This window comes from Gordonia marina (assembly GCF_052036135.1).
In the GTDB taxonomy this organism is placed as follows: domain Bacteria; phylum Actinomycetota; class Actinomycetes; order Mycobacteriales; family Mycobacteriaceae; genus Gordonia.
The window spans coordinates 80,954-104,755 of sequence record NZ_JBPSDN010000016.1 but is presented as its reverse complement, the minus strand read 5'-3'; the positions used below and the strand labels follow the sequence as shown (position 1 = coordinate 104,755).

At 70.2% G+C, this 23,802-nt stretch carries 21 protein-coding genes; 8 read left to right on the top strand and 13 right to left on the bottom strand.

All coding sequences use genetic code 11. From position 1 onward, the window contains the following. Positions 1 to 1,200 precede the first annotated feature (1,200 nt). On the bottom strand, positions 1,201 to 1,749 hold the full coding sequence (locus tag ACSEEN_RS12265) for a hypothetical protein (RefSeq protein ID WP_298445159.1): 549 nt from the start codon (positions 1,747 to 1,749) through the stop codon (positions 1,201 to 1,203). Between the two features lie 80 nt (positions 1,750 to 1,829). On the opposite strand from ACSEEN_RS12265, the gene ACSEEN_RS12260 reads away from it, so the two are divergent. From ACSEEN_RS12260 to ACSEEN_RS12230, 7 genes are all read left to right on the top strand, one after another. After that, positions 1,830 to 2,195, top strand: coding sequence for a hypothetical protein (locus ACSEEN_RS12260; protein WP_247866338.1), 366 nt, complete (start codon positions 1,830 to 1,832; stop codon positions 2,193 to 2,195). 221 nt (positions 2,196 to 2,416) lie between these two features. Continuing rightward, a complete protein-coding gene (locus tag ACSEEN_RS12255) occupies positions 2,417 to 3,178 on the top strand; it encodes a GntR family transcriptional regulator (RefSeq protein WP_298445163.1) in 762 nt (253 codons plus the stop codon). Then, a complete protein-coding gene (locus ACSEEN_RS12250; protein ID WP_298445166.1) occupies positions 3,175 to 3,402 on the top strand; it encodes a 4Fe-4S dicluster domain-containing protein in 228 nt (75 codons plus the stop codon). The genes ACSEEN_RS12255 and ACSEEN_RS12250 overlap by 4 nt, the downstream gene beginning before the upstream one ends. Positions 3,403 to 3,479: 77 nt before the next feature. Continuing rightward, entirely contained in the window at positions 3,480 to 4,859 is a 1,380-nt protein-coding gene (locus ACSEEN_RS12245) for an ABC transporter substrate-binding protein (RefSeq protein WP_440713332.1), read from the top strand. 80 nt (positions 4,860 to 4,939) lie between these two features. After that, positions 4,940 to 5,716: an ABC transporter permease gene (locus ACSEEN_RS12240; RefSeq protein ID WP_440713334.1), complete on the top strand. Its 777-nt coding sequence runs from the start codon at positions 4,940 to 4,942 to the stop codon at positions 5,714 to 5,716. Then, positions 5,713 to 6,486 (top strand): ABC transporter ATP-binding protein, encoded by a 774-nt coding sequence (locus tag ACSEEN_RS12235; RefSeq protein WP_298445172.1) that lies wholly within the window; start codon positions 5,713 to 5,715, stop codon positions 6,484 to 6,486. The genes ACSEEN_RS12240 and ACSEEN_RS12235 overlap by 4 nt, the downstream gene beginning before the upstream one ends. Next, positions 6,483 to 9,200, top strand: coding sequence for a fumarate reductase/succinate dehydrogenase flavoprotein subunit (locus tag ACSEEN_RS12230; protein ID WP_440713331.1), 2,718 nt, complete (start codon positions 6,483 to 6,485; stop codon positions 9,198 to 9,200). The genes ACSEEN_RS12235 and ACSEEN_RS12230 overlap by 4 nt, the downstream gene beginning before the upstream one ends. A 65-nt stretch (positions 9,201 to 9,265) precedes the next feature. On the opposite strand, the gene ACSEEN_RS12225 is transcribed toward ACSEEN_RS12230, so the two are convergent. The 12 genes from ACSEEN_RS12225 to ACSEEN_RS12170 all read right to left on the bottom strand — a co-directional run bounded on the left by ACSEEN_RS12225 (position 9,266) and on the right by ACSEEN_RS12170 (position 22,987). Further along, entirely contained in the window at positions 9,266 to 10,588 is a 1,323-nt protein-coding gene (locus tag ACSEEN_RS12225; protein ID WP_440713330.1) for a serine/threonine-protein kinase, read from the bottom strand. Between the two features lies 1 nt (position 10,589). Next, on the bottom strand, positions 10,590 to 12,428 hold the full coding sequence (gene cysC, locus ACSEEN_RS12220) for an adenylyl-sulfate kinase (protein ID WP_440713329.1): 1,839 nt from the start codon (positions 12,426 to 12,428) through the stop codon (positions 10,590 to 10,592). Continuing rightward, a complete protein-coding gene (cysD, locus tag ACSEEN_RS12215; RefSeq protein WP_247866335.1) occupies positions 12,428 to 13,342 on the bottom strand; it encodes a sulfate adenylyltransferase subunit CysD in 915 nt (304 codons plus the stop codon). The genes cysC and cysD overlap by 1 nt, the downstream gene beginning before the upstream one ends. A gap of 68 nt (positions 13,343 to 13,410) precedes the next feature. Continuing rightward, positions 13,411 to 14,595 carry an acyl-CoA dehydrogenase family protein gene (locus ACSEEN_RS12210; RefSeq protein WP_247866329.1) on the bottom strand — a complete coding sequence of 395 codons (1,185 nt, stop codon included), beginning with the start codon at positions 14,593 to 14,595 and terminating at the stop codon, positions 13,411 to 13,413. A 23-nt stretch (positions 14,596 to 14,618) separates the two neighbouring features. Beyond that, complete coding sequence (locus tag ACSEEN_RS12205) at positions 14,619 to 15,776, bottom strand: acyl-CoA dehydrogenase family protein (protein ID WP_440713328.1); 1,158 nt, start codon at positions 15,774 to 15,776, stop codon at positions 14,619 to 14,621. Then, positions 15,776 to 16,657, bottom strand: coding sequence for a 3-hydroxyacyl-CoA dehydrogenase family protein (locus ACSEEN_RS12200; RefSeq protein ID WP_247866327.1), 882 nt, complete (start codon positions 16,655 to 16,657; stop codon positions 15,776 to 15,778). Before ACSEEN_RS12200 ends, ACSEEN_RS12205 begins: the two co-directional genes overlap by 1 nt. Beyond that, complete coding sequence (locus ACSEEN_RS12195) at positions 16,654 to 17,421, bottom strand: enoyl-CoA hydratase/isomerase family protein (RefSeq protein WP_247866326.1); 768 nt, start codon at positions 17,419 to 17,421, stop codon at positions 16,654 to 16,656. Before ACSEEN_RS12195 ends, ACSEEN_RS12200 begins: the two co-directional genes overlap by 4 nt. Continuing rightward, the gene (pcaF, locus tag ACSEEN_RS12190; protein ID WP_440713327.1) at positions 17,418 to 18,614 is read right to left on the bottom strand and encodes a 3-oxoadipyl-CoA thiolase; all 1,197 of its coding nucleotides are present in this window, start codon (positions 18,612 to 18,614) and stop codon (positions 17,418 to 17,420) included. Before pcaF ends, ACSEEN_RS12195 begins: the two co-directional genes overlap by 4 nt. After that, on the bottom strand, positions 18,611 to 20,233 hold the full coding sequence (locus tag ACSEEN_RS12185) for an AMP-binding protein (RefSeq protein WP_440713326.1): 1,623 nt from the start codon (positions 20,231 to 20,233) through the stop codon (positions 18,611 to 18,613). The genes pcaF and ACSEEN_RS12185 overlap by 4 nt, the downstream gene beginning before the upstream one ends. 13 nt (positions 20,234 to 20,246) lie before the next feature. Further along, positions 20,247 to 20,990: an SDR family NAD(P)-dependent oxidoreductase gene (locus ACSEEN_RS12180; protein WP_440713325.1), complete on the bottom strand. Its 744-nt coding sequence runs from the start codon at positions 20,988 to 20,990 to the stop codon at positions 20,247 to 20,249. A gap of 30 nt (positions 20,991 to 21,020) precedes the next feature. Beyond that, positions 21,021 to 22,166 carry an acyl-CoA dehydrogenase family protein gene (locus tag ACSEEN_RS12175; RefSeq protein ID WP_440713324.1) on the bottom strand — a complete coding sequence of 382 codons (1,146 nt, stop codon included), beginning with the start codon at positions 22,164 to 22,166 and terminating at the stop codon, positions 21,021 to 21,023. A gap of 23 nt (positions 22,167 to 22,189) precedes the next feature. After that, the gene (locus ACSEEN_RS12170; protein WP_440713323.1) at positions 22,190 to 22,987 is read right to left on the bottom strand and encodes an enoyl-CoA hydratase-related protein; all 798 of its coding nucleotides are present in this window, start codon (positions 22,985 to 22,987) and stop codon (positions 22,190 to 22,192) included. Between the two features lie 133 nt (positions 22,988 to 23,120). On the opposite strand from ACSEEN_RS12170, the gene ACSEEN_RS12165 reads away from it, so the two are divergent. After that, positions 23,121 to 23,789, top strand: coding sequence for a TetR/AcrR family transcriptional regulator (locus tag ACSEEN_RS12165; RefSeq protein WP_298446543.1), 669 nt, complete (start codon positions 23,121 to 23,123; stop codon positions 23,787 to 23,789). Positions 23,790 to 23,802: the final 13 nt, after the last annotated feature.

The following is a 23,802-nucleotide window of genomic DNA, read 5'->3' as shown; positions in this document are numbered from 1 at the left end:
TTTGCAGCAGCTCGCGCATCAGATCCGGTGACGCGTCGGCGAGGGCTTGGCCAAGCAGGCCTGCAGGGTCGACAATATGAGGTGCGGTCATCGTGATGACTCCGTTCGAGGATTCTTTAGACGGTTGACTCGAAGGATCACACGGTGGCCGCTCTACGTCCGTCCCGACACGAAGTCGGAGACGATCTCGGCCACCGAGTTACACCACCTTATGGGGCACTACTAAGGCTCGCGTTCCCGATCGATCAGTGAAGCCTCCAGTTGGCCGAGCGGAAGCCGGTCCCATACCTGCGATACCGAGCAACAACACAAACGCGAGCAACACGGCTCCCACAACCAGAGGACGTGCACCGCCCTGTAGTTTCACTTCTTGTCGGGTGCGTCCGACTAGTCGTATATTCACGGCGAGAACATAGCAGACCCATTGTCCGGTTCAGTACATGTTCGGCGTGGCGCGCCCAGGCGACGACACAGATAGGCGGACATAGGTCGCAAATCGTGTACTCAGGCGACTCGCAAACGGCGCCGCGTTCCGAGCGTCCGCGCGAATGGCGCGAGCGTCGCGGTCGCGACTTCCGACATCGACGAATCGAGTCTCCAGAAGGGCCTTTCGACGCGGGCTCGGCAGCAACGACGGCGCCGCGACCAGGCAGTCCACCCCCGCGGCCTGGATCGCGCGGGCCAGACCCCGGTCGGCCCTGTCTCATACACCACCTGGACCGGTGCGGTCAGCGCCACCAGCCACTGCACGATCTCCCGATGGTTCGGACTCAGCATGGCCCGTACGATCAGGCCGCTGTCCTCATCACCCGCGTGAGCGACGACCGAACGCGCATGCACGTCCAGCCCCACGCCTTGTACCGTGAACAATCACCGGAGGCTCCTTCCACTGCAATGTGACACCCGGAACAGATGATTCACGTTCTACCTGCAGTCAGGAGCATTCGGCCCGCGCTTCCTCCACATACCGTCTCGCGCCCGACGGCTCAACGACCTGGCAGGGCCACGTGCCGGCTCGACTGGCTCGCAGGGGCCGTTTGCCGACTCAACGAGCTGGCGCGGGCCACCGACCAACTCAGCCACCGCCTACAAATCTGGCGCCGCACCTTTCGACTCCGCCTGCGTGAACGCGAACACGCCGCCGGGCCACCACCGTTCTGACCGGCCCCGGCCAGAACGAGTGGTCTCGACGAGCCACGACTACTTCGCCGGGAAGCCCTTCGCGTACGCGGCCTTGGTGCGGTCGAAGTCCTTGCGATCGTCCGCCGAGAGGGTGGAACCGCACTTGTCGAGCGCGGTGGTGAACAGCCCCGACTGGTCGCGCACCGCCGTGCTCGCCTGGCCGCGCTGATTCGCGGCGAGAGCGGCGTTGTACCGCTTCTGGATCGCGATGGAATCGACGACGACGGTGCGCAGCGGATCGTCGTTCATCTTCTTCACCAGCGCCTGGCTGTTCTCGATGAAGCCGAGCGGCACCGCGGACGGAAGCTCCGCCTCGTCCCGCAGGTCGGCGGTGTCGTTGTACAACTCCAGGTACTGGCCGATCTGCGCGGAGACCTGCAGGGCCGCCTGGCAATCGGTCAGATCCCCGGTCGCCAGCGTCGGCCCGGAGTCCACGACGGACGAGTCCCCGCCCGACTCCGCGGGCGACGAGTCGTGCCCGCCGCCGCAGGCGGTGAGGCCGAGGAACGCGGCGGCGCACACCAGTCCGGCGGTCGTACGGGCAAGTCGGCGAGGTGCGGCGTTCACGGTTGAGCAGCCTACCGCGCGGGCGCATCCGGGTAGTTCTACGCTTCCGGGCGGCGGACCGTCGTCGAAGACTGGACACCGTGCACGCGCTCCCCGACTCCGCCCATCGAGTTCTCCGTACCGCCGACAACGCCGCCGCCGGCGTACTCGTCTTCGGTCAGGCCCTCGTCGCGATCGTCGGAAGTCTCGTCCTGTCCGTCTCCACGCTGTGGACCGCTTCGACCTGCGAGCCCGGCGCCGCCTGCGGGGAGCGGGCCTGGGTCTGGCCCGTCGCCGCGGTCGCCCTCTCGGCGATCGGTGGTCTCCTGCTCCTGAACCGGACGGGCCGCTGGATCAAGTCGCGAGTGGCCCAGGATCTTCCGGTCCTGGGTGTCGCGCTGCTCGGCGCGGTCGCCGAGGCCGTGCTGCTCGCGGCGTGCTTCCAGCTGGCGCAACTCGCCGGGTAGCCCGCGCCCGAAAACCGGCGCGGGCGGCGCACCGCATTTTGCGCGCGCTGAGTTCAACGCGCAGGCCCGCCGAACCGGTGGCGGAATCACCGGGAAACGACTCTTCGCCGCAGGTCATTCACGGTATCCGAGCGCCTCGGGGTGGCGGGTTCAGCCCGCCCGCATCCGTGGCCTCCGCGCACCGGGGCGCCCGCCGCGATCAGCGCCATAGGCTCCCATCCATGCCGATCAGCACCGATCCGAACCGCCGCCGTGCGGACGACGCCCGCGTCGTCGCCGACGTGCTGCGGCGCGGCATCGACCGGGGCGAACGCACCGGTGCACTCGACGAACGCGCGCTCGCCGCCGAGTTCGGTGTCTCCCGCAACGCGGTCCGCGACGCCCTCGCACTGCTGTGCGGCGAAGGCCAGATCGACCGCGCTCCGCGCGTCGGCACCCACGTCATACGACGGCGGGCGCCGCACGGCATCGATGCCCTCCGCGGACTGAAGGAGACCCTTCGCACCTACGGCGCGGTCCGCAACGAGGTCCGGGTCGCGACCGTCGTGCGGGCCCCGGCGGCGGTCGCCAGGCGCCTGCGGCTGGAGCCCGGCGGCGAGGTGGTCTACATCGAACGGCTCCGGCTGCTCGACGACGAACCGGTGAGCCTGGATCTCACCTACCTCGCCCCTGACGTCGGTGTCCCGGTGCTGGCCCACGACCTGGAGAACACCGACGTCTTCGCCCTCCTCGAACAGGTCTCCGGCGAACGTCTGCACTCGGCCGAACAGAGCGTCGAGGCCGCCAACGCCGATCCGCATTCGGCCGCCAACCTCGCCGTGCCGGCCGGGACCGCCCTGCTGCTGATCGAACGTCTGACCCGGCTCGGGCCGGACGCCCGGCCCGTCGATCTGGAATACCTGCGGATGCGCAGTGACCGGATCTCCCTGCACGCCACCGCGCTGCGGGCCGCCTCCACCCCGCCGATCGGAGAACCCCGATGACCCTCGTCAACAATCGCGCCGACGTGCCGGTGACCATCGACGAATCGCTGTGCATCGAAGGCTGCACGCTCTGCGTCGAGGTGTGCCCCCTCGACTCGCTGGCCATCAACCCGGAGTCGGGTAAGGCGTTCATGCACGTCGACGAATGCTGGTACTGCGGCCCGTGCGCCATCCGCTGCCCCACCGGCGCGGTGACCGTCAACATGCCGTACCTGCTGCGCTGACCGCCCGGACCCGCCCCAGAAGTCCCGCCTCGAAGTTCCCCGCCTCAAGTTTCTCAGCCCACGTGTGAGGTTCCCCCATGCCCAGATCCGCTCGAATCCTGTCCCCCGTCCTCGCCGTGGCCGTCGCCCTCGGCGCCACGGCCTGCTCACTCTCCTCCGACGCCGACTCCGGCACCACGCAGATCGTCGTCGGCTACCAGTCCAAGACCATCAACACCGTCACCGCAGGCACGCTGCTGCGGGCCCGCGGCTACTTCGAGAAGCGCCTCGACGAGGCCGGCAAGAAGTCGGGCACCAAGTACTCGGTGCGCTGGGAGGACTACGACACCGGCGCCCCCATCACCACCGGCATGATCGCCGGCAAGATCGACATCGGTTCGATGGGCGACTATCCGCTGCTGATCAACGGCTCCCGCGCGAACGTGAACCCGGCGACGGCGACGTCGATCCTGTCGGTCACCGGCTCCTCGGCCAAGGGGTCGCTGAACATGGTGGTCGCACGGCCGGACTCGCCGATCACCTCGATCACCGGTCTGCGCGGCAAGCGCGTGTCGGCCAGCGTGGGCTCGGCCGGACACGGCACCCTGGTCGCGGCCCTGAGCCAGGCCGGTATCCCGGCCGACCAGGTGACCGTCACCAACCAGCAACCGCAGGTCGGCGCGTCGGCGCTGGAGAGCGGCAAGGTCGACGCGCTGGCCCAGTTCGTCGCCTGGCCCGGCCTGCTCGTGTTCCAGAACAAGGCGAAGGTGATCTACGACGGCGCCCAGCTCGGCCGCCCGACCCTGCACGGCACCATCGCCCGGAACACGTTCATCAAGGATCACCCCGAGGTGATCGACGCGTTCCTGAAGGCGCAGCTCGACGCCACCGGCGCTCTCGCCGCCGATCCGCTGGCCGCCGCCAAGCAGGTCGCCGAGGCCAGCGGCCTGCCGCCCGAGGTGGTCTACCTGTACAACGGTCCCGGCGGCACCGATTTCGACCCGGCGCTCAAGCCGGGCCTGGTCGACGCGCTCGCCGCGGACGAGCCGTACCTGAAGTCGATCGGCAGTTTTCCGCACCCGGTCGATCTCGCGACCTTCGTGAACGACGGGCCGCTGCGCACCGCCGTCGCCGAGACCGGCGGGAACTACCAGCAGCTCCTCGACCGGCGCGGCGACCAGGGCGCCGCGCCCGGCGAGGTCTGGTACGACGGCTCGCACACCGTCAAGACCGACGACGCGACCGGCCTCCTGCGGCTGGTCCGCGCCGCCCGCGCCACGCATCAGAAGGTCACCGCCGCCTACGTGACCGACCCGGTGCTGGGCACCCGCTGGTTCGCCGATCATGCGGTCTGGCTGCGCGACGGCGACCGCTTCGAGGCGTTCACCACGCCGGACAGCGCGGCCACCTATCGGGCCGCCCATCCCGCCGCGGTCCCGGTCGGCTACGACGACGCGCTCGCGCAGGTGCGGCCGTGACCGCGGCCGTCGTCCCCGGCACCGAGCCCGCCGACGCCTCCGTCGCCACGGCCGCACCGGCCGCCGGCGCACGGCCCGGCATCCCGGTCACCCGCTGGGCGCTGCGGGTGGCGACCGTGCTGGCCGTCGTCGGTCTGTGGCAGCTGCTCGCCGCGAACGACGTCGTCGCCTGGCTGCACTTCGACACCGTCCCGTCGCCCGGCGAGGTGCTGAGCGCCTGGTGGCAGCGACTGGGGACGTCGCAGTACTACCTCGACGTCGGACAGTCGCTGATCCGGATCGGGACCGGCTTCGCGCTGGCGACCGCGGTGGGCGTGCCGCTGGGTATCGCCCTCGGCCGGTCGTCGGTGGCCGGCGACACCCTCGGCACTCTCACCGAGCTGGCGCGGCCCATCCCGGCGATCGCCCTGGTCCCCATCGCCATCCTGGTCTTTCCGAGCGACGAGGCGGGCATGGTGTTCATCACCTTCGTCGCCGCGCTGTTCCCGATCGTCGTCTCCACCCGGCACGCCGTCCGCGCGCTGCCGACCATCTGGGAGGAGTCGGTGCTGACCATGGGCGGCACCCGCCGCGACGTGGTGCTGCGGGTGATCGTGCCCGGGATCATGCCGGGCGTGTTCAGCGGCCTGTCGGTCGGGATCGGCGTCGCCTGGATCTGCCTGATCTCCGCCGAGATGATCTCCGGCCGCCTCGGTATCGGCTACCAGACCTGGCAGAGCTACACGGTGGTCGACTACCCGGGCGTCTTCGTCGGCATGTTCACCATCGCCGCTCTCGGCGCCGTCACTTCCGGCGGCATCGAACTGATCGGCCGCCGCGTCACCGGCTGGCTTCCCAGAGGAGAACGACACTCATGAGCACCGCCATCGACATCGCCGGCGTCACCCTGCGCCACGGCGACCGCACCGTCGTCGACGACGTCTCCCTGTCCATCCCCGCCGGTGAGGTGCTGGTGGTGACCGGCCCGTCCGGCTGCGGCAAGTCCACGCTGCTCCGCGCGATCGCCGGACTCCGGCCGATCGACGACGGCGCCGTCACCGTCGACGGCGAGCCGGTGACCGGCACCTCGCGTGACCGCGCCATGGTCTTCCAGGACGACGCCCTGCATCCGTGGCGCAGCGTCCGCCGCAACATCCTGCTGGCACTCACGCTCCGCGGAGTGCCGCGCGCCCGGCGCAAGGCCGAGGCGGATCGCTGGATCGCCGAGATCGGGCTCGACGACTTCGCCGATCACCTGCCCCGCGAACTGTCCGGCGGTATGCGCCAGCGGGTACAGCTGGCCCGCGGCCTGGCGGGTGCGCCGCGCGCGGTCCTGATGGACGAGCCGTTCGGCGCCCTCGACGCGCAGACCCGCAAGTCCATGCAGCAACTGCTGATCCGGACCCTGAAGGCGCATCCCGCCACGGTCGTCTTCGTCACCCATGACATCGACGAGGCGGTCCTGCTCGGTGACCGCATCGTCGTGCTCGGCCGGGCCGGCGAACCGGTCCGGCGGATCGTCGACGTCCCGTATCCGCGCACCCCGGCCGCCGCGAACGACGCGGCCCGCGCGGCGGCCGCCGCCGCTCTCGCCACTCCCCGACCGACCCACCGATCCGACCGGCTCCGAGAGAAGGCCTCCGCATGACCGCCCCCGCAGCTGCACCGTTCACCGCTCCCGACCTCGCCGACGCGAAACGCCTGGACTGCGACGTCCTGGTGATCGGCGGCGGCACCGCGGGCTGCATGGCGGCGCTCACCGCGGCCGAGAACGGCGCGAACGTGCTGCTGCTGGAGAAGGCGCACGTCCGGCATTCCGGCGCCCTCGCGATGGGCATGGACGGGGTGAACAACGCGGTGATCCCGGGCAAGGCGCTGCCCGAGGACTACGTCGCCGAGATCACCCGAGCCAACGACGGCATCGTGAACCAGAAGACCGTCTACCAGACCGCGACCCGCGGATTCGGGATGATCTCCCGGCTGGAGCGCTACGGCGTGAAGTTCGAGAAGGACGAGTACGGCGAGTACGCGGTACGCCGGGTGCACCGCTCGGGGTCGTACGTGCTGCCGATGCCGGAGGGCCGGGACGTCAAGAAGGTGCTGTACCGCGTGCTGCGCCGCCGCGAGATGCGGGAGAAGATCACCATCGAGAACCGGCTGATGCCGGTGCGCGTCCTCACCGAGGACGGCCGCGCCGTCGGCGCGGCGGCCCTGCACACCCGGACCGGCGAGTTCTACGTGATCGGCGCCAAGTCGGTGATCCTGGCGACCGGGCCGTGCGGGCGCCTGGGGCTCCCGGCGTCGGGCTACCTGTACGGCACCTACGAGAATCCGACCAACGCCGGCGACGGCTACTCGATGGCGTATCACGCCGGCGCGGAGCTGAGCGGGATCGAGTGCTTCCAGATCAATCCGCTGATCAAAGACTACAACGGCCCGGCGTGCGCGTACGTCGCCAACCCGTTCGGCGGCTATCAGGTGAACGCCGACGGCGACCGCTTCGTCGACTCGGACTACTGGTCCGGCGACATGATGACCGAGGTGGTCCGCGAGATCGACTCGGCGCGCGGCCCGGTGTACCTGAAGGTCTCGCACCTGCCGACCGAGACCATCGACACCCTCGAATCGATCCTGCACACCACCGAGCGCCCGACTCGCGGCACCTTCCACGCGAACCGCGGCCACAGCTATCACACGCACGACATCGAGATGCACGTCTCCGAGATCGGCCTGTGCAGCGGGCACTCCGCGTCCGGGGTCTGGGTCGACGAGAACGGCGCGACCACGGTCGACGGCCTGTACGCCGCGGGCGACCTCGCCTGCGTGCCGCACAACTACATGATCGGGGCCTTCGTCTACGGCGAGCTGACCGGCGGGCACGCGAGCGAGCGGGCCAAGAACGTCGGTGCGCCCGGCAACCTGCCCGGCGACCAGATCGCCGCCGCCCACGAACTGATCTACCGGCCGCTGCGCAACCCCGACGGGCCGCCGCAGCCGCAGGTCGAGTACAAGCTGCGCCGGTTCGTGAACGACTACGTCGCACCCCCGAAGACGTCGAACAAGCTGGGCATCGCCATCGAGACCTTCGAGCGGATGAAGGGGGAGATCGCCGAGATGGGCGGGCGGACCCCGCACGAGCTGATGCGCTGCGCCGAGGTGACCTTCATCCGCGACTGCGCCGAACTCGCCGCACGCAGCTCGCTGACCCGCACCGAGAGCCGGTGGGGCCTGTACCACCAGCGCAGCGACCTTCCCGAGCGCGACGACGCGGCCTGGGGCTATCACCTCAACGTCCGCAAGAACGCGGACGGCGAGATGGAGTTCCTGGGGCGCCCGGTGGCGCCGTATCTGGTCCCCGTGGACGGCCTCGATCACCTGCCGCCGGCGGATCGTTCGGTGATCGCCGTCGCGCAGCCCACCGTCACGGTCGGCCCCGGTGGCGGTCTTCCGTCCGCCACGGACCGGCCGATCGCCCGCCCGAATGCGGCCCCGGCCCGGCGGGAGCCGCTGTCACCGCGGATCGCCGAACTGGTCGCGATGGAGACGGTCACGGTCGGCGAGCTGGCCGGGTATCTCGCCGACGACGACGCCACGGTGCGCCGCACGGCCGTCGCGACGCTCACCGAACACACGCCGCCCGGTTTCGACCTCGCGCTGGCCGCGGCGTTGCGCGACGCCGACGGCGGGGTGCGCCGCGCCGCCGTCGAGGCCCTGCGCGAGCTGATCGAGGTGGTGAGCGGCAAACCCGAACTGGTGTCGGTGCTGCTGGGCGCGGCGGCGTCGGACGATCCGCTGGTGCGGGCCGGGGTGCTCGACGTCCTGCGCGCCCTGAAGGAGGCCGAGTCCGCGTTCTTCGCCGGATTCCTGACCGATCCGCATCACCGGGTGCGGATCGAGGCCATCCGCGGCCTGGTCTCCCTCGACGACGCGGCATCGATCGCGCGGGCGGCCGCCGACGGTGACCGCGAGGTGCGGGTCGTCGCCGCACAGGGCCTGGCGACCGTCGGCGCCGGCGCGGACACGCTGCGCGCGCTGGCCGTCGACCCCGACCCGCTGGTGCGCGCCGCCGCACTCGCCGCGCTGAGTTCCCTCGGCGATGCGCAGGCCGACGGGAAACTGCTGCGGAAGGCGCTGCGCGACAGCGCCTGGCAGGTCCGCAAGGGGGCGGCCACCGGGCTCGCGGTGGCGCCGGGCAGCGAGTCGATCGACGCCCTCGCGCCGCTGGTGTCCGATCCGCACGGCGACGTGCGCAAGGCCACCGTGCAGACCCTCCGCCCGTGGTCGGACGACCCGCGGGTCGCCGAGCTCATCGCGCTCGCCCGCGCCGACGACGACGCCGACGTCCGCGCCGCGGCCCGTTGACCGGCCGCGGGACGGACGGACTCAGCCAGCGGTGCGGCCCGGCGACGGTGCGTTTCCGCCCGTCGTCAGGCCGTGCTCGACCGGTCGAGTTTCGCTTCGAGGTCCCGGATGTATAGCGGTGACAGGGCCAGGCCGCCGATCGTCGGCAGCAGCCACAGCGTCAACAGCGCGGCATCGGAGGCCGGCGCCTCGGTCGGAACGCTGCCGATGATCGCGGCGCAGACCATCCACAGCACGACCGAGGCGCCGAACAGGACCCACCACAACACCTTGTTGATCCGGATCGCGCAGTATAGATACGCGGCAGGGCCGAGGATTCCGCAGGTCAGAAGCGGGACCAGTGTCCACAGACACTGAAGTACCTTCCAGCCGCCGGTACGTCGCGGGGGCGTCGGGAAGTACGGCACCACGGCTCTCGGATCGCCCGAGGCGGCGGGCGCGTACCAGCCGGGTGCGGTGGAGAGCGACGGCAGCGTGTCCCAGTGCGGGCCGGACCGCACCGGTGCACTCGGCGGCGGCGTCGCGACCCGCGGCGGCACCGATTGCGTTTGTGGGTGGACCGGCGCTTGCGCGGTGGTGCTCGCGCGGAGCGCGGCGATGAAGCTTCGACAGTCCGGGTACCGCTGGGCCGGTTCCTTGGCCAGGGCGCGCGCGAACACCGGATCGAGCGGCCGCAGATCGGGACGGTGGGTACTCAGCGGATTCGCCGTCTTCGAGACGTGCGCCATCATGATCGCCGAGGCGACGGTCTCGTCGAATACCGGCCGGCCGGCGAGCACCTCGTACAGGGTGCAGGCCAGCGAATACTGGTCGGAACGTGCGCCGGCACGCGCGCCCCCGATCACCTCGGGCGCCGAGTAACGGAGGGTGCCGACGAAGGCATCAGTGGCGGTCAGGCTGGTGCCGTCGGCCAGTTTCGCGATGCCGAAGTCGACTACCACCGCACGCTCCAGCAACCCGCTCTGTGGGTCTCGGCGGATCAGGATGTTGGCCGGTTTGATGTCGCGGTGCACCACACCGTTGCGGTGCGCGTAGTCGAGCGCATCCGCCACCTGCTCGGAGGCCCGGAGAATCTCCTCGTGCTCGGACAACCGCGCGGCGGCCAGATCCAGGCCCTTGATGTACGACATGGTGAACCACGGCTGCCGACCGGCGACACCGTGCTGGTAGATCGTGACGATGCTCGGATGATCGAGGGCCGCCGTCGTCTTCGCCTCGGCGGAGAACCTACGCTGAAAGTCGTCGTTTCCCGATCCGGCCATCGAGATCACCTTCATTGCCTCGCGCCGCTCCAACGTCGGGTTCCAGACCAGGTACACCTCACCCATCCCGCCCTGTCCGAGCCTGTCGATCACCTCGTAGCCGGCGATCTGCTGGCCGCGCTCCACCTCAGATTCCCAGGTTCCGCAGCACCGCGTCGGCGGTATCGCCGGGGGTGCCGTCGGCGGGGGTGACGACGATGTCGGCGTGCTCCGGAGCCTCATACGGGGAGTCGATCCCGGTGAACTGGGTGATCTCGCCGGCCCGGGCCTTCGCGTACAGGCCCTTGGCGTCGCGCGCCTCGCACTCGGCGAGCGGCGTGTCCAGGAAGACCTCGTAGAAGGGCAGGTCGCGGGCCTCGTGGATCTCCCGGGCCCGCTGCCGCTCGTCGGCGAACGGGCTGATCAGCGACACCAGCACCACCGCGCCGGAGTCGGCGAACAGGGCCGCCACCTCGGCGGTGCGCCGGATGTTCTCGCGGCGGTCGTCATCGCTGAAACCGAGGTCGGAGTTGAGGCCGTGCCGCAGATTGTCGCCGTCGAGCAGGTAGGCGGGGCGGCCGGATGCGATCAGCCGCCGCTCGAGTTCGACGGCCAGCGACGACTTCCCGGAGCCGGAGAGTCCGGTCATCCAGATGGTGGCGCCGCGGTGCGCGCGCTGATCGCGGCTCACCTTGGTGGTCTGCCAGACCACGTTCGTGTCATGGGCGACCGGCCCGGTGATCATGCCGGCGGCCAGCGTCGCGTTGGTGGCCTCGTCGATCAGGATGAAGCTGCCGGTGGCGCGGTTGCGCCGGTACGCGTCGAACAGCAGGGGCTGCTGCGCGTGCAGGGTGACGCGGCCGATCTCGTTGAGCGCCAGCCCGGGCGCCTGCTCGTCGCGGTGCAGCGTGTTGACGTCGAGCCGGTAGTTGAGGCCGCTGACCTGGACGCGGGTCTGCCGGGTGCCGCAGGTCATCAGGTAGGTGGCGCCCGGCCGCAGCTCGGTGTTCTCGGAGAACCAGCAGACCATCGCGTCGAGATCGCGGTCGACGTGCGGCCGGTTGTTCGGGCGCACGATCATGTCGCCGCGCACGATGTCGATCTCGTCGGACAGTTCCATCGACACCGCCATCGACGCGAACGCCTCGTCGAGTTCGGCGCCGCCCGGACCCCACAGCTTGTCGATCGTGGTGGCGAAGCCGCTCGGCAGCACCACCACCTTGTCGCCCACGGCGAACACCCCGCCGCCGACGGTGCCCGCGTACGCGCGGTGGTCCAGGCCGTCGCTGCGCTGCGGCCGGATCACGTACTGCACACCGAAACGGGCGTCGATCAGGTTCCGGTCCGACGCGATGTACACGTTCTCCAGGTGCCGCAGGAGCGGGCGGCCGTCGTACCAGTCCATCTCCGCGCTGCGCTCGACCACGTTGTCGCCCCGCAACGCGGAGAGCGGGATGAAGCTCAGATCGGTGACGTTGAGCTTGGCCGCGAACGCCACGAACTCGTCGCGGATCTCCTCGAAACGCTCCTGCGAGTAGCCGACCAGGTCCATCTTGTTGACGCAGACGGTCAGGTGCGGGATGCCCAGCAGCGACGACAGGAAGGCGTGCCTGCGGGTCTGTTCCAGCACCCCCTTGCGGGCGTCGATCAGGATGATCGCGAGGTCCGCGGTCGACGCGCCGGTCACCATGTTGCGCGTGTACTGCACGTGTCCGGGCGAGTCGGCGATGATGAACTTGCGCTCGGGTGTGGAGAAGTAGCGGTAGGCGACATCGATCGTGATGCCCTGCTCGCGCTCGGCGCGCAGGCCGTCGGTGAGCAGCGACAGGTCGGCGAACTCGTCGCCGCGGCTGGCGCTGGTGCGCTCGATGGCTTCGAGCTGGTCGGCGAAGATCGACTTCGAGTCGTACAGGAGGCGGCCGATCAGCGTGGACTTGCCGTCGTCGACGCTGCCCGCGGTGGCGATCCGCAACAGTTCCCCGGCCATCAGAAGTACCCCTCCTTCTTGCGGTCTTCCATCCCGGCTTCGGAGATCCGGTCGTCGGCGCGCGTCGCTCCGCGTTCGGTGATCCGGGTGGACGACACCTCCTCGATCACCTTCGCGGGCGTGTCCGCGTCACTCTCCACGCAGCCCGTGCAGGTGGCGTCGCCGACGGTGCGGAAGCGGACTCGTTCGACGTGGCCGGTCTCGCCCGGATAGGTCTGCAGGAACCGCGTCTTGGCCAGCAGCATGCCGTCGCGCGGCACCACCTCGCGGTCGTGCGCGTAGTAGATCGACGGCAGCTCGATGTTCTCGGCGTCGATGTACCGCCAGATGTCGAGCTCGGTCCAGTTGCTCAGCGGGAAGACCCGGATGTGCTCGCCCCGGTGGTGGCGGCCGTTGTAGAGGTTCCACAGTTCCGGCCGCTGATTGCGCGGGTCCCACGCACCGAACGAATCGCGGAAACTGAACACCCGCTCCTTGGCGCGGGCCTTCTCCTCGTCGCGGCGGGCCCCGCCGAACACGGCGTCGAACCGGTTCTCGGTGATGCCGCGCAGCAGCGCCGCCGTCTGCAGCCGGTTGCGCGACGTGCCGGGCCCGGTCTGTTCGACGACGCGGCCGGCGTCGATGTCGTCCTGCACGCTCGACACCAGCAGCGTGGCACCGGTCTCGGCGACCACGCGGTCGCGGTACTCGATCACCTCGTCGAAGTTGTGCCCGGTGTCGACGTGCATCAGCGGGAAGGGCATCGGCGCGGGCCAGAACGCTTTGCGCGCCAGGTGGAACATCACCACCGAGTCCTTGCCGCCGGAGAACAGCATCCCGGGGCGCTCGAACGTGGCCGCGACCTCCCGGAAGATGTGGACGGACTCGGCCTCGAGGGCCTCCAGGTCCGACAACTCGTAGCCCTGCTTGTCCATCCCTCTCCTACCGGCTCGGCGGCGGAACGCCGTACGCTCCGCACTCACCCTAGCCGGATATGCTGCGATCACCCGCGATAGGCGGCTTGTCCGGTGAGCGTCTGCCCGATGATCAGCTGGTGCACCTCGGAGGTGCCCTCGTAGGTCAGCACCGATTCCAGGTTGTTCGCGTGCCGCATGATCGGGAACTCGCCGGTGATACCGGCCGCGCCGAGCACGGTGCGGCAGTTCCGGGCGATCGCGATGGCCTCGCGCACATTGTTGAGCTTGCCCAGACTGACCTGCGCGGGAGTGATCGCACCGGCGTCCTTCAGATCGCCGAGCTGGGCCGCCAGCAGCACACCCTTGCCGTATTCGAGGGCCATGTCGGCGAACTTGGCCTGCGTGAGCTGGAAACCGGAGAGTGGGCGGTCGAAGATCTCCCGCTCACCGGCGTACGCGAGCGCCGTCTCCAGGCAGTCACGAGCCGCGCCCATGGCGCCGAAGACGATGCCGAAACGCGCTTCGGACAGGCAGCTCAGCGGACCGCGGAGCCCCTGCGCCTCGGGCAGCATCGCCGACGCCGGCAGTCGCACGTCGTCGAGCACCAGCTCGCTGGTCACCGAGGCGCGCAGCGACAGCTTGCGGGTGATCTTCGGCGCGGAGAATCCGGGGGTGCCGGTCGGCACGACGAAGCCGCGGACACCGTGCCCGTCCCCCTGTTCCCCGGTCTGCGCCCAGACGACGGCGACGTCGGCCACCGAGCCGTTGGTGATCCACATCTTGTTGCCCGACAGGATCCAGTCGTCGCCGTCACGGCGCGCCCGGGTGCGCATGCCGCCGGGATTGGAGCCGTAGTCCGGTTCGGTGAGGCCGAAGCAGCCGATCGCCTCCCCGGCGGCCATCGCGGGCAGCCACTGCTGCTTCTGCTCCTCGCTGCCCCAGCGCCAGATCGCGAACATCGCAAGCGACCCCTGCACCGAGACCAGCGATCGCAGTCCCGAATCGGCGGCCTCCAGTTCCAGGCAAGCGAGACCGTAGGCCTTCGCGGAGGTGCCGGCGCACCCGTAGCCCTCCAGGTGCATGCCGAGCACCCCGAGGGCACCGAGGCCGCGGGCCAGTTCGCGGGCCGGGATGTCGCCGGCCTCATACCACTCGGCGATGTGCGGGGCCACGTCCCGCGCGAGATAGTCGCGGACCGTGCCGGCGATCTCCCGCTCCTCGGTGGAGAAGAGCCGGTCGACGGCGAACAGGTCGTTCAGGGTGCTGGTCATGCGAAAACTCCTGGTGAAAGAGGTCAGACGAAGGCGGAGACACCGGTTTCGGCGCGCCCGATGAGTAGTTTCTGGATCTGGCTGGTGCCCTCGTAGAGGGTCATGACGCGGGCATCGCGCAGGTACTTGGCGGGCGGGTACTCGTCGATGTAGCCGTAGCCGCCGAGGGCCTGCACCGCCAGGTTGGCGGCGCGCACCGCCGCCTCGGAGGCGAACAGCTTCGCCTTGGAGGCCGCCAGGGCGAGGGCGGCCGGGTCGTCGCCGTCGATCAGCGCGGCCGCCCGCCAGCTGAGCAGGCGCGCGCAGTCGGCGTCGACCGACATGTCGGCGATCATGTCCTGGATCAGCTGGAACGACGCGATCGGCCGTCCGAACTGGGTGCGCTCGGTGGTGTACCGCACCACCGCGTCCAGGCAGCCGGCGATGATGCCGGTGCAGCCGGCCCCGACCGAGACCCGGCCCTTGTCGAGTGAGCCCATCGCGAGGGCGAAGCCCTGCCCTTCCTCGCCGACCATCGCGGCGGCGGGCACGCGCACGCCGTCGAACCGCAGTTCGGCGGTGGCCTGTCCGCGCAGCCCGAGTTTGCCGTGGATCTCGGTGGCCTCGAAGCCCGGTGCGTCGGTCGGCACCAGGAAGGCGGAGATGCCCTTCGGTCCCGGCCCGCCGGTGCGGGCGAAGACGATGCAGACGTCGGCCCAGGTGCCGTTGGTGATGAAGATCTTGTTGCCGGTGATCACCCAGTCGGAGCCGTCGCGGACGGCGCGGGTGGACAGCCCGGCCGGATCGGAACCGTTGTCCGGTTCGGTCAGCCCGAAGCAGCCGAGCAGCGAGCCGTCGGCGATGCCGGGCAGCCAGCGCTGCTTCTGCTCTTCCGTGCCGTGCGCGAGCACGATCTTGCCGAACAGGCCCATCGACACCGACACGATGCCGCGGATCGCGGAGTCGGCGCGGCCGAGTTCCTCCATGCCGAGGCAGTAGGTGAGGTAGTCGCCGCCGAGGCCGCCGTATTCCTCGGGGATGGTGAGGCCGAAGAAACCGACCTCGCCGAGCTTCGGGATGATCGACGTGTCGACCGCCTCGTCGCGGTCCCATTGCGCGCGGTACGGCACCACTTCCTTGTCGAGGAAGTCGCGGGCCAGGCGCTGGAAGTCGCGCTGCTCCTGGGTGAGGGTGAAGTCCATCAGAGTGCCTTTCCGAGACGGTGCCCCGACTCGTCGTAGAAGTAGAAGCCGCGGCCGGTCTTGCGGCCGAGGTGTCCGGCCTCCACCAGCGCGGTGACGGTCCGCGAGGGCAGATCGGCGGGGTCCCCGGAGTCGGCGTACCGGGCCTGTTTGGTCAGGTAGCCGATGTCGACGCCGGTCAGATCCATCAGCTCGAAGGGCCCCATCGGATAGCCGAGTGCGGTGCGGGCGGCGGTGTCGATCGCCTCGACGCCGGCGTAGCCGCCCTCGTACAGCGCGAGCGCTTCATCGCGCACCGCGTTCAGCAGACGGTTCGCGACGAAGCCCGGGATCTCCTTCTCGAGCACGACGGGGATGCGGGCCAGCCCCTCGACGAAGGCGATCGCCCGGGCCGCGGTGGCGTCGGAGGTGTCCGGTCCACGCACCACTTCGACGCAGGTCATCACCAGCGCGGGATTGAAGAAGTGCAGGTTGACGAAGCGATCGGCGCGGTGCGTGGCCGAGGCCATCGACGACGGCACGAAGCTCGACGAGTTGCTGGCGAAGACGGTGTCCGGCCCGCAGCGCGCGTCGAGCCCGGCGAACAGCTCGCGTTTGGCGGCCAGCTTCTCGACGATCGCCTCGATCACCAGGTCCGAGCCGGCGTCCGGCTCCGCGGCGGTGCGCAGCCGCGCCCAGGCGGCGTCGACGTCAGCGGCGCCGCGCCGGCCCTTGGCGACCATCGCGTCGGTACGTCCCCGGAGGGCGGCCGTGGCCCGGTCGAGGGCTTCCGGAGCAGCGTCCACCAGCGTCGTCTCGTGGCCGGCGAGGGCGCAGAGCATGGCGATCTGCGAGCCCATCGCCCCGGCACCGATCACCGTGACGCGTTCGGCGCCGCTCATCGCCCGGTCCATTCCGGCGCCCGCTTGCCGAGGAAGGCCGCGGCGCCCTCGGCCTTGTCGGCGGTGGTGTAGAGCAGCGATTGCGCCAGCTGCTCCACCACCTGGCCGGTGTGCCGGTCGGCGTCCATCCCGGTGCGGATGACGAGCTTGGCCAGGCGCACCGCGATCGGGCCCTTGCTCAGCACGGTGGTGGCGGTCGCGCGGGCGGCCGCCACCACCTCGCCGTCCGGCACCACCTGCGTCACCAGCCCGTTGACCAGCGCCTCGTCGGCCGTGAACATCCGGCCGGTGAGGACCGCCTCGATCGCCCGGCCGACCCCGATCAGCCGGGCCAGCCGCTGCGTGCCGCCCGCGCCGGGCAGCACCGACAGCGTCGTCTCCGGCAGGCCGAACCGGGCGGACCGCGCCGCGATACGGATGTCGCAGGCCATCGCCAGTTCGCAGCCGCCGCCGAGGGCGTACCCGTTGACCGCGGCGATGGTCGGCTTCGGGTAGGCCTCGATCGTGTCGTAGAGACGCGCCATGGTCGACGCCAGACCGGTGTGCAGGTCGTAGTTCGCGAGCTGACCGATGTCGGCGCCGGCCGCGAAGGCCTTCTCGCCGGCGCCGGTGAGGACGATCGCGCCGACGGCGCTGTCGGCGCGGCAGTCGTCCAGTACCGCGGCGAGGTCGGCCTGCACCTGCGCGTTGATCGCGTTGCGGACCTCGGGACGGTTCAGGGTGATCAGGGCGACGGAGTCCGTCACCTCGACGGTGAGAGTCATGCTGCCTCCAAGAGCAGGGAGATGCCCTGGCCGACGCCGATGCACATGGTGGCGAGGGCGCGGCGGGCATCTCGAAGGTTGAGTTCCAGTGCCGCGGTGAGGGCGAGTCGGGCGCCGCTGGCGCCGAGGGGATGGCCGAGGGCGATGGCGCCCCCGTGAGGATTGACGTGCTCGGCGTCGTCGGGCAAGCCGAGTTCCCGCAGCACGGCGAGCGCCTGGGCCGCGAAGGCCTCGTTGAGTTCGATGACGTCGACGTCGCCGAGCCCGAGGCCGTGGCGGGCCAGGAGCTTCCGGGTCGACGGGGCGGGCCCGATGCCCATGATGCGCGGCGGCACTCCGGCCACCGCGGCCCCGGCGACCCGGGCCAGGGGTGAGAGCCCGTATCGCTCGACGGCGCTCTCCGAGGCCAGGATCACGGCGGCGGCACCGTCGTTCACACCCGAGGCGTTGCCCGCGGTGACACTGCCGCCCGCGACGATGGGCCGCAGCGCCGCCAGCTTCGCCGGCGTAGTGGCCCGCGGATGTTCGTCGGTGCCGACCACCGTCGACTCGCGGCGCCCGGTCACCTCGATTGACACGATCTCGCGGGCCAGGCGCCCCGACGCGATCGCCGCCGCGGCCCGCTCCTGCGAGCGCAGCGCGAACGCGTCCTGATCGGCCCGCGAGATGTCCCGCTCGTCGGCGAGGTGCTGGGCGGTCTCCGGCATCGAGTCGGTGCCGTAGCGCCGGGCCATCTCCGGATTGACGAAACGCCAGCCGATGGTGCTGTCGTACACGGCGGTGTCGCGGGCGAAGGCCGTGGCGGCCTTCGGCATCACCAGCGGTGCCCGGGTCATCGATTCGGTGCCGCCGGCGATCACCAGGTCGGCCTCGCCGACGGCGATCATCCGCGCACCCTGCGCCACCGCGTCCAGGCCGGAACCGCACAGCCGGTTGACGGTGGCGCCGGGGACCTCGACCGGCAGACCGGCCAGCAGCGCCGCCATGCGGGCGACGTTGCGATTGTCCTCGCCGGCCTGGTTGGCGCAGCCCAGGAGCACGTCGTCGGTCCGCGACCAGTCGATCTCCGGATGGCGGTCCACCAGCGCCGTGAGCACCCGGGCGGCGAGATCGTCGGGCCGGACGGCGGCCAGCGCACCGCCGTAGCGGCCGATCGGAGTGCGCGCGCCGTCGACCAGATAGGCGGCCGTCATCCCCGCCCCTCCTCGGCGCCGACCTGAGTGCGCAGATGGAACTTCTGGATCTTGCCGCTCGGCGTGGTGGGCAGCGCGTCGAGCACTTCCAGTCGTTCCGGCCAGTACTGTTTGGCGACGCCCTTGGCCGCCAGGTAGTCCTGCATCTCGGTGAAGGTGAAACCCTCGCCGCGCGCCTCCGGCTTGAGCACCACGCAGGCGCAGGCCCGCTCCTGCAGACGCGGATCGGGGAGGCCGATCACCGCGACCGACTCGATCTTCGGGTGCTCGTAGAAGACGTTCTCGACGAAGGCGACCGGGATGTTCTCGCCGCCGCGGATGATGATGTCCTTGGTGCGCCCGGCGATCTTCAGGTATCCGTCGGCGTCGATCACGCCGACGTCGCCGGTGTCGAACCAGCCGTCGTGGAACTGCGCGCGGGTCTCGTCGAGCCGGTTCAGGTAGCCGACGAACAGCGACGGGCCGCGCACCTGCAGCCGCCCGGATTCCCCGGCCGGCGCGGGCTCGCCGTCGACGTCGACGGTCCGGATCGCCATCCCCGGCCACGGGTAGCCGTCGGTCCCGACGATCTTGTCGATCGGGTCGCCGGGGATGCCGAGCGTCACCAGGGCGTTCTCGGTCTGCCCCCAGCCGCCGAGGACCACCATCTCCGGTACCGCGGCGAGGGCCTGTTCGACGATGGCCCGCGGGATCGGCGCGCCCATGCAGCAGAACAGTCTCAGGCTGCTCACGTCGGTCCCGGCCAGCGACTCGGCGGAGATGAAGTCGTGCAGGAAGGGCGTCGCGCCCGAGGTGTAGGTGATCCGGTGCTCGGCCACCAGCGCGACGAATCGCTCCTTGTCCCAGACGTCCTGCAGCACGCACGTGGCGCCGTTCTGGACGTTGAGCCGCGCGCCGTACAGGAAGCCGGTCAGATGGGCGAGCGTCGAGGCGATGTGGAAGACCGTCGCGTCGGTGATGCCCAGCCGCCCCGGCAGCGGCAGGTTGGCCGCCACCATCGTGTTGTGCGTGTGCATCACGCCCTTGGGTTCCCCGGTGGTGCCGGAGGTGAAGATCAGCAGGGTGACGTCGTCCCCGGCCGGCCGCAGCGCCGCCAGTTCGGCCGGGTCGCGGCGCTCCTCCCACGGGGTGGCCAGGAACTCGTCGAAGCTCGATCCCACGACCAGCGTGTGCTCCACGGACGGCAGCGCGCCGTCGAGGGCGTCGTACATGGCGGGATAGTCGAAGCCGCGGAAGCTCTCCGGGATCACCAGCACCTTGGTCTCGGCGAGCTGGATCATGAACGACACCTCGCGCTCCCGGTAGATCGGGATGAGCGGATTGCTGACGGCGCCGATCCGGGTGGCCGCGTAGTGCACGACGATCCACTCGATCCAGTTGGGCAGCTGGAACGACACCACGTCACCGGGCCGCACACCGAGTTCGAGGAGGCCGAGGGCGCAGCGATCGACCTCGTGACGCAGCTGCGCGTAGGTGATCTCCCGGCGATGGTCGATGAAGGCCACCTTGTCCGGCGTGGCCGCCGCGAATCGGTCGAGGTAGTCGGTGATGACGCGGTCGGTCCAGTAGCCGTCGGCGTGATAGCGCCCGGACAGCTCGGGCGTGAGCAGGGTCTCCATGATGGGTGTCCCGTCAGCTCATGGTCAGGCCGCCGCTGACGCTGACGGTCTGGCCGGTGATGAAGCCGGCGTCGTCGGAGGCCAGGAAGGCCACGGCCTTGGCGAGGTCGTCGGGCTGGCCGAGCCGCCGCATCGGGATGGCCCTCTTGAGCGCCTCGCGCAGCTTCTCGCCGCCCATGGAGGCGAACAGCGCCGTGTCGGTCGGACCGGGGCAGACGCAGTTGACCCGCACCTGGTCGCGGGCGGTCTCCCGGGCGAGGGATTTGGTGAAGGCGATGACGCCGCCCTTGGCCGCGGCGTACACGGCCTCGCCGGACGAGCCGACCCGGCCGGCGTCCGAGCCGAGGTTGACGATGCTGCCCGAACCCTGCGCGATCATCATCGGCGCGATCCTGGCGCAGGTGTTGAGCACGCCGTAGAGGTTGATGTCGATGATGCGGTCCCAGGTCTCCGGGACCGAGTCGACGAAGGGCTCGCCCTTGTCCCAGCCGGCGTTGTTCACCAGCACGTCGATGCGGCCGAAGCGGTCCACGGCGGCATCGACCGCGGCGTTCACACTGGTGCGATCGGTGACGTCGACCTGGAGGCCGATCGAGCCGTCGCCGAGTGCGGCGGCGGCGGCCGCCGCGGTCTCGGCGTTGAGGTCGGTGACGATCACGGTGGCGCCGTCGTCGGCGAGGCGGCGGGCGATGGCGGCGCCGATGCCCTGCCCGGCGCCGGTGACGAAGGCGATCTTTCCGTCGAGTCGGGTGGTCATGTCGTACTCCTGTGAGGTGAGAAGGGGTGGTCAGGGCGCGAAACTGCGGCCCAGGAGGTTGCGGGAGATCACCAGCTTGGAGACCTGCGCGGTCCCGTCACCGATCTCCAGGCCGATCACGTCGCGCAGGCGCTGGCCCACCTTGTGTTCGGTCGAGTAGCCGATGTGGCCGAGGGTGAGCAGGCACTGGTGGATGACGTCGACGGACAGCTTGGGCGCCCAGAACTTGGCCATCGCGGCCTGCGCGGAATGCTCGAGGTCCTCGTCCTTGCGCCACAGCGCCTCGTAGCAGATGTGCCGGGCACCGGCGAGGTAGGTGGCGGCCTCGGCGAGCGGGAACGAGACGCCCTGGAACCTGCCGATCGGCTGTCCGAAGGCCTCCCGGTCGCGGGCCCAGTCCAGCGCCTCGTCGAGTGACTGCTGCGCGGCGCCCAGGCAGAGCAGACCGATGATGGCGCGCGAGTAGTCGAAGCCCTCCATCACCGAGACGAAGCCGCCACCGGGTTCGCCGATCAGCCGGTCCCGGCCCACTTCGACGTCGTCGAAGAAGATCGACGCGCGGCCGATGGCGCGGCTGCCGAGGTCGTCGAAGGCGCTCCGGCTGATGCCCGGGGCGTCCATGTCGACCCAGAAGGCCGAGACGCCGCGGGCACCGGGCCCACCGGTGCGAGCGAGCACGACAGCCTTGTCAGCGGCCATGCCGAGGGTGATCGAGGTCTTCTCGCCGGTCAGCCGCCAGCCGTTCTCGGTCTCCTCGGCGCGCAGCGCCAGCGACGCCGCGTCGGTGCCGTGACCGGGCTCGGTGATCATGATGCAGGGCACCGTCGCGCCCGACGCGATGCCCGGCAGCCAGTCGCGCTTCTGCCGTTCGGTGGCATTGCGCACGATGATGTCGCTGATCAGCGCGGTGTTGATGATGAGGTACCCGGCGTTGAAGTCGGCGCGGCCCACCTCCTCGGCGGCGATCCCGGCGATCACCGCCGAGGCCTCCTGGCCGCCGTATTCCTCCGGGATGCGAAGGCCGGTGAGGCCCATCCCGGCCATGTCGGTCACCTGCTGCCCGCGCAGCCGCGCGGCCTTGTCGTCGTCCTGGTAGTGCGGAGCGAGCACCTTGCCGGCCCAGCGGGCCATCTCGGTGCGGAAGAGCTCCTGCTCGTCGTCGAATCCGTAGTCCATGGTGGCGTCGTCGATTCGGTGTCTCAGTGCCAGTCCACGACGGACGCGAAGTCCGGGGTGCGCTTCTCGGCGAACGCCTTGGCGCCCTCCATGCCCTCGGCGGAGACGCCGAACATGTCCAGCGCGGTCATCGCCATGTTCGACAGGCCCAGCTGGTGGTCGCTGTCGGCGTTGAACGACTGCTTGAGGAACTTGATGGCGGTGGGGCTCAGCGCCGCGGCCTCGTCCACCCAGGCGCGGGCCTCGGTCAGCAGGTCGGCGGCCGGGACCACCTTGTTCACCAGGCCCATGTCCAGGGCCTGGTGCGCGTCGTACTGGCGGCAGAAGAACCAGATCTCGCGGGCCTTCTTCTCCCCGACCACGCGGGCCAGGTACGCCGAGCCGAAGCCGGCGTCGAAGGAGCCGACGCGCGGGCCGGCCTGGCCGAAGCGGGCGTTGTCGGCGGCGATCGAGACATCGGCGAGCACCTGGAGCACGTGACCGCCGCCGACCGCGATGCCGTTGACGGCGGCGATGACCGGCTTGGGGATGTCGCGCATCAACTTGTGGAGGTCGCCGATGCGGAAGCGGCCGAGTTCGCTCGGCCCGTAGTCGCCGGTCTCGGCGCGCTGCTTCACATCGCCGCCGGTGCAGAACGCTTTCTCCCCCGCACCGGTGAGGATCACCGCACGGACGTTCCGGTCCGACCACGCCTGCTGGAAGGCGGCGATCAGCTCGTCGACGGTCTTCGCACGGAAGGCGTTGTACCGCTCCGGACGGTTGATGGTGATGATCCCGGCGGGACCGTCGACCTCGTAGGTGATGTCTTCGAACTGAGCCATGGCTGGCACCTTCCTCGATTGAGTGAATCTATGTTCAGTGAGAGTGAATCTATATTCACCATGCCGATCGTGTCAACAGTCACAGCCGAGACGGCCTGTACAGTGAATTCAGATTCACCCGAGGGAGGCAGTCATGACCAGCGGTTCGACCACCCAGACGGCCACCGAAGCGGCCCGCGCCGCGGGCGCCGCGGTGCGCTCGCGGCAGATCCTCGACGCGGCGGCCCGGCTGATGGAACATCGCGGCTCCGAGGCGGTGTCCATGCAGGCACTCGCCGAGGAGGCCGGAGTCAGCGTCGGGCTGCTGTATCGGTACTTCGGCGGCAAGGACGAGATCCTGCTCGCCGTGATCGTCGACGTCCTGAACGCCTTCGCCGAGGACGTCCCGGCCGCGGTGGCCGCCGCCGGCGACGACCCGGTCCGCCGGCTGGCCGCCGCCTTCGCGGCCTACTGCCGGGTGATCGACCGCTACCGGCACGCGGCCGTGCTGACCTACCGGGAGTCCAACGCACTGTCGGCCGAGGGGCGCGAGCGGATCAAGGCACTCGAGGTGGAGACCAGCGAGCCGCTCCGCGAGGCCGTCCGGGAGGGAGTCGCCGCCGGCGCACTGGTGACGGCCGATCCCGATCTCGTCGCCTACAACCTGCTGCTGCTCGCCCACTCCTGGGCGCTCAAGCACTGGTACTTCGAGCGCACCATGACGCTGGAGCAGTACATCGCCGCCCAGCGATCACTGATCCTCGGCGCGGTGATCGACCCGGCGCGGCGCGCGGCCTACGCCGACCTTCTCGCGCCTTATTGATAATCGTTTTCAT

Excerpts from the sequence above, each read along its gene's own strand:
- ACSEEN_RS12175 (WP_440713324.1), bottom strand. The coding sequence starts at position 22,166 with ATGGACTACGGATTCGACGACGAGCAGGAGCTCTTCCGCACCGAGATG.
- ACSEEN_RS12195 (WP_247866326.1), bottom strand. The coding sequence starts at position 17,421 with ATGACTCTCACCGTCGAGGTGACGGACTCCGTCGCCCTGATCACCCTG.
- cysC (WP_440713329.1), bottom strand. The coding sequence starts at position 12,428 with ATGGCCGGGGAACTGTTGCGGATCGCCACCGCGGGCAGCGTCGACGAC.
- cysD (WP_247866335.1), bottom strand. The coding sequence starts at position 13,342 with ATGGACAAGCAGGGCTACGAGTTGTCGGACCTGGAGGCCCTCGAGGCC.
- ACSEEN_RS12250 (WP_298445166.1), top strand. The coding sequence starts at position 3,175 with ATGACCCTCGTCAACAATCGCGCCGACGTGCCGGTGACCATCGACGAA.
- ACSEEN_RS12245 (WP_440713332.1), top strand. The coding sequence starts at position 3,480 with ATGCCCAGATCCGCTCGAATCCTGTCCCCCGTCCTCGCCGTGGCCGTC.
- ACSEEN_RS12170 (WP_440713323.1), bottom strand. The coding sequence starts at position 22,987 with ATGGCTCAGTTCGAAGACATCACCTACGAGGTCGACGGTCCCGCCGGG.
- ACSEEN_RS12255 (WP_298445163.1), top strand. The coding sequence starts at position 2,417 with ATGCCGATCAGCACCGATCCGAACCGCCGCCGTGCGGACGACGCCCGC.
- ACSEEN_RS12210 (WP_247866329.1), bottom strand. The coding sequence starts at position 14,595 with ATGACCAGCACCCTGAACGACCTGTTCGCCGTCGACCGGCTCTTCTCC.
- ACSEEN_RS12165 (WP_298446543.1), top strand. The coding sequence starts at position 23,121 with ATGACCAGCGGTTCGACCACCCAGACGGCCACCGAAGCGGCCCGCGCC.
- pcaF (WP_440713327.1), bottom strand. The coding sequence starts at position 18,614 with ATGACGGCCGCCTATCTGGTCGACGGCGCGCGCACTCCGATCGGCCGC.
- ACSEEN_RS12185 (WP_440713326.1), bottom strand. The coding sequence starts at position 20,233 with ATGGAGACCCTGCTCACGCCCGAGCTGTCCGGGCGCTATCACGCCGAC.
- ACSEEN_RS12200 (WP_247866327.1), bottom strand. The coding sequence starts at position 16,657 with ATGAGCGGCGCCGAACGCGTCACGGTGATCGGTGCCGGGGCGATGGGC.
- ACSEEN_RS12230 (WP_440713331.1), top strand. The coding sequence starts at position 6,483 with ATGACCGCCCCCGCAGCTGCACCGTTCACCGCTCCCGACCTCGCCGAC.
- ACSEEN_RS12235 (WP_298445172.1), top strand. The coding sequence starts at position 5,713 with ATGAGCACCGCCATCGACATCGCCGGCGTCACCCTGCGCCACGGCGAC.
- ACSEEN_RS12205 (WP_440713328.1), bottom strand. The coding sequence starts at position 15,776 with ATGGACTTCACCCTCACCCAGGAGCAGCGCGACTTCCAGCGCCTGGCC.
- ACSEEN_RS12180 (WP_440713325.1), bottom strand. The coding sequence starts at position 20,990 with ATGACCACCCGACTCGACGGAAAGATCGCCTTCGTCACCGGCGCCGGG.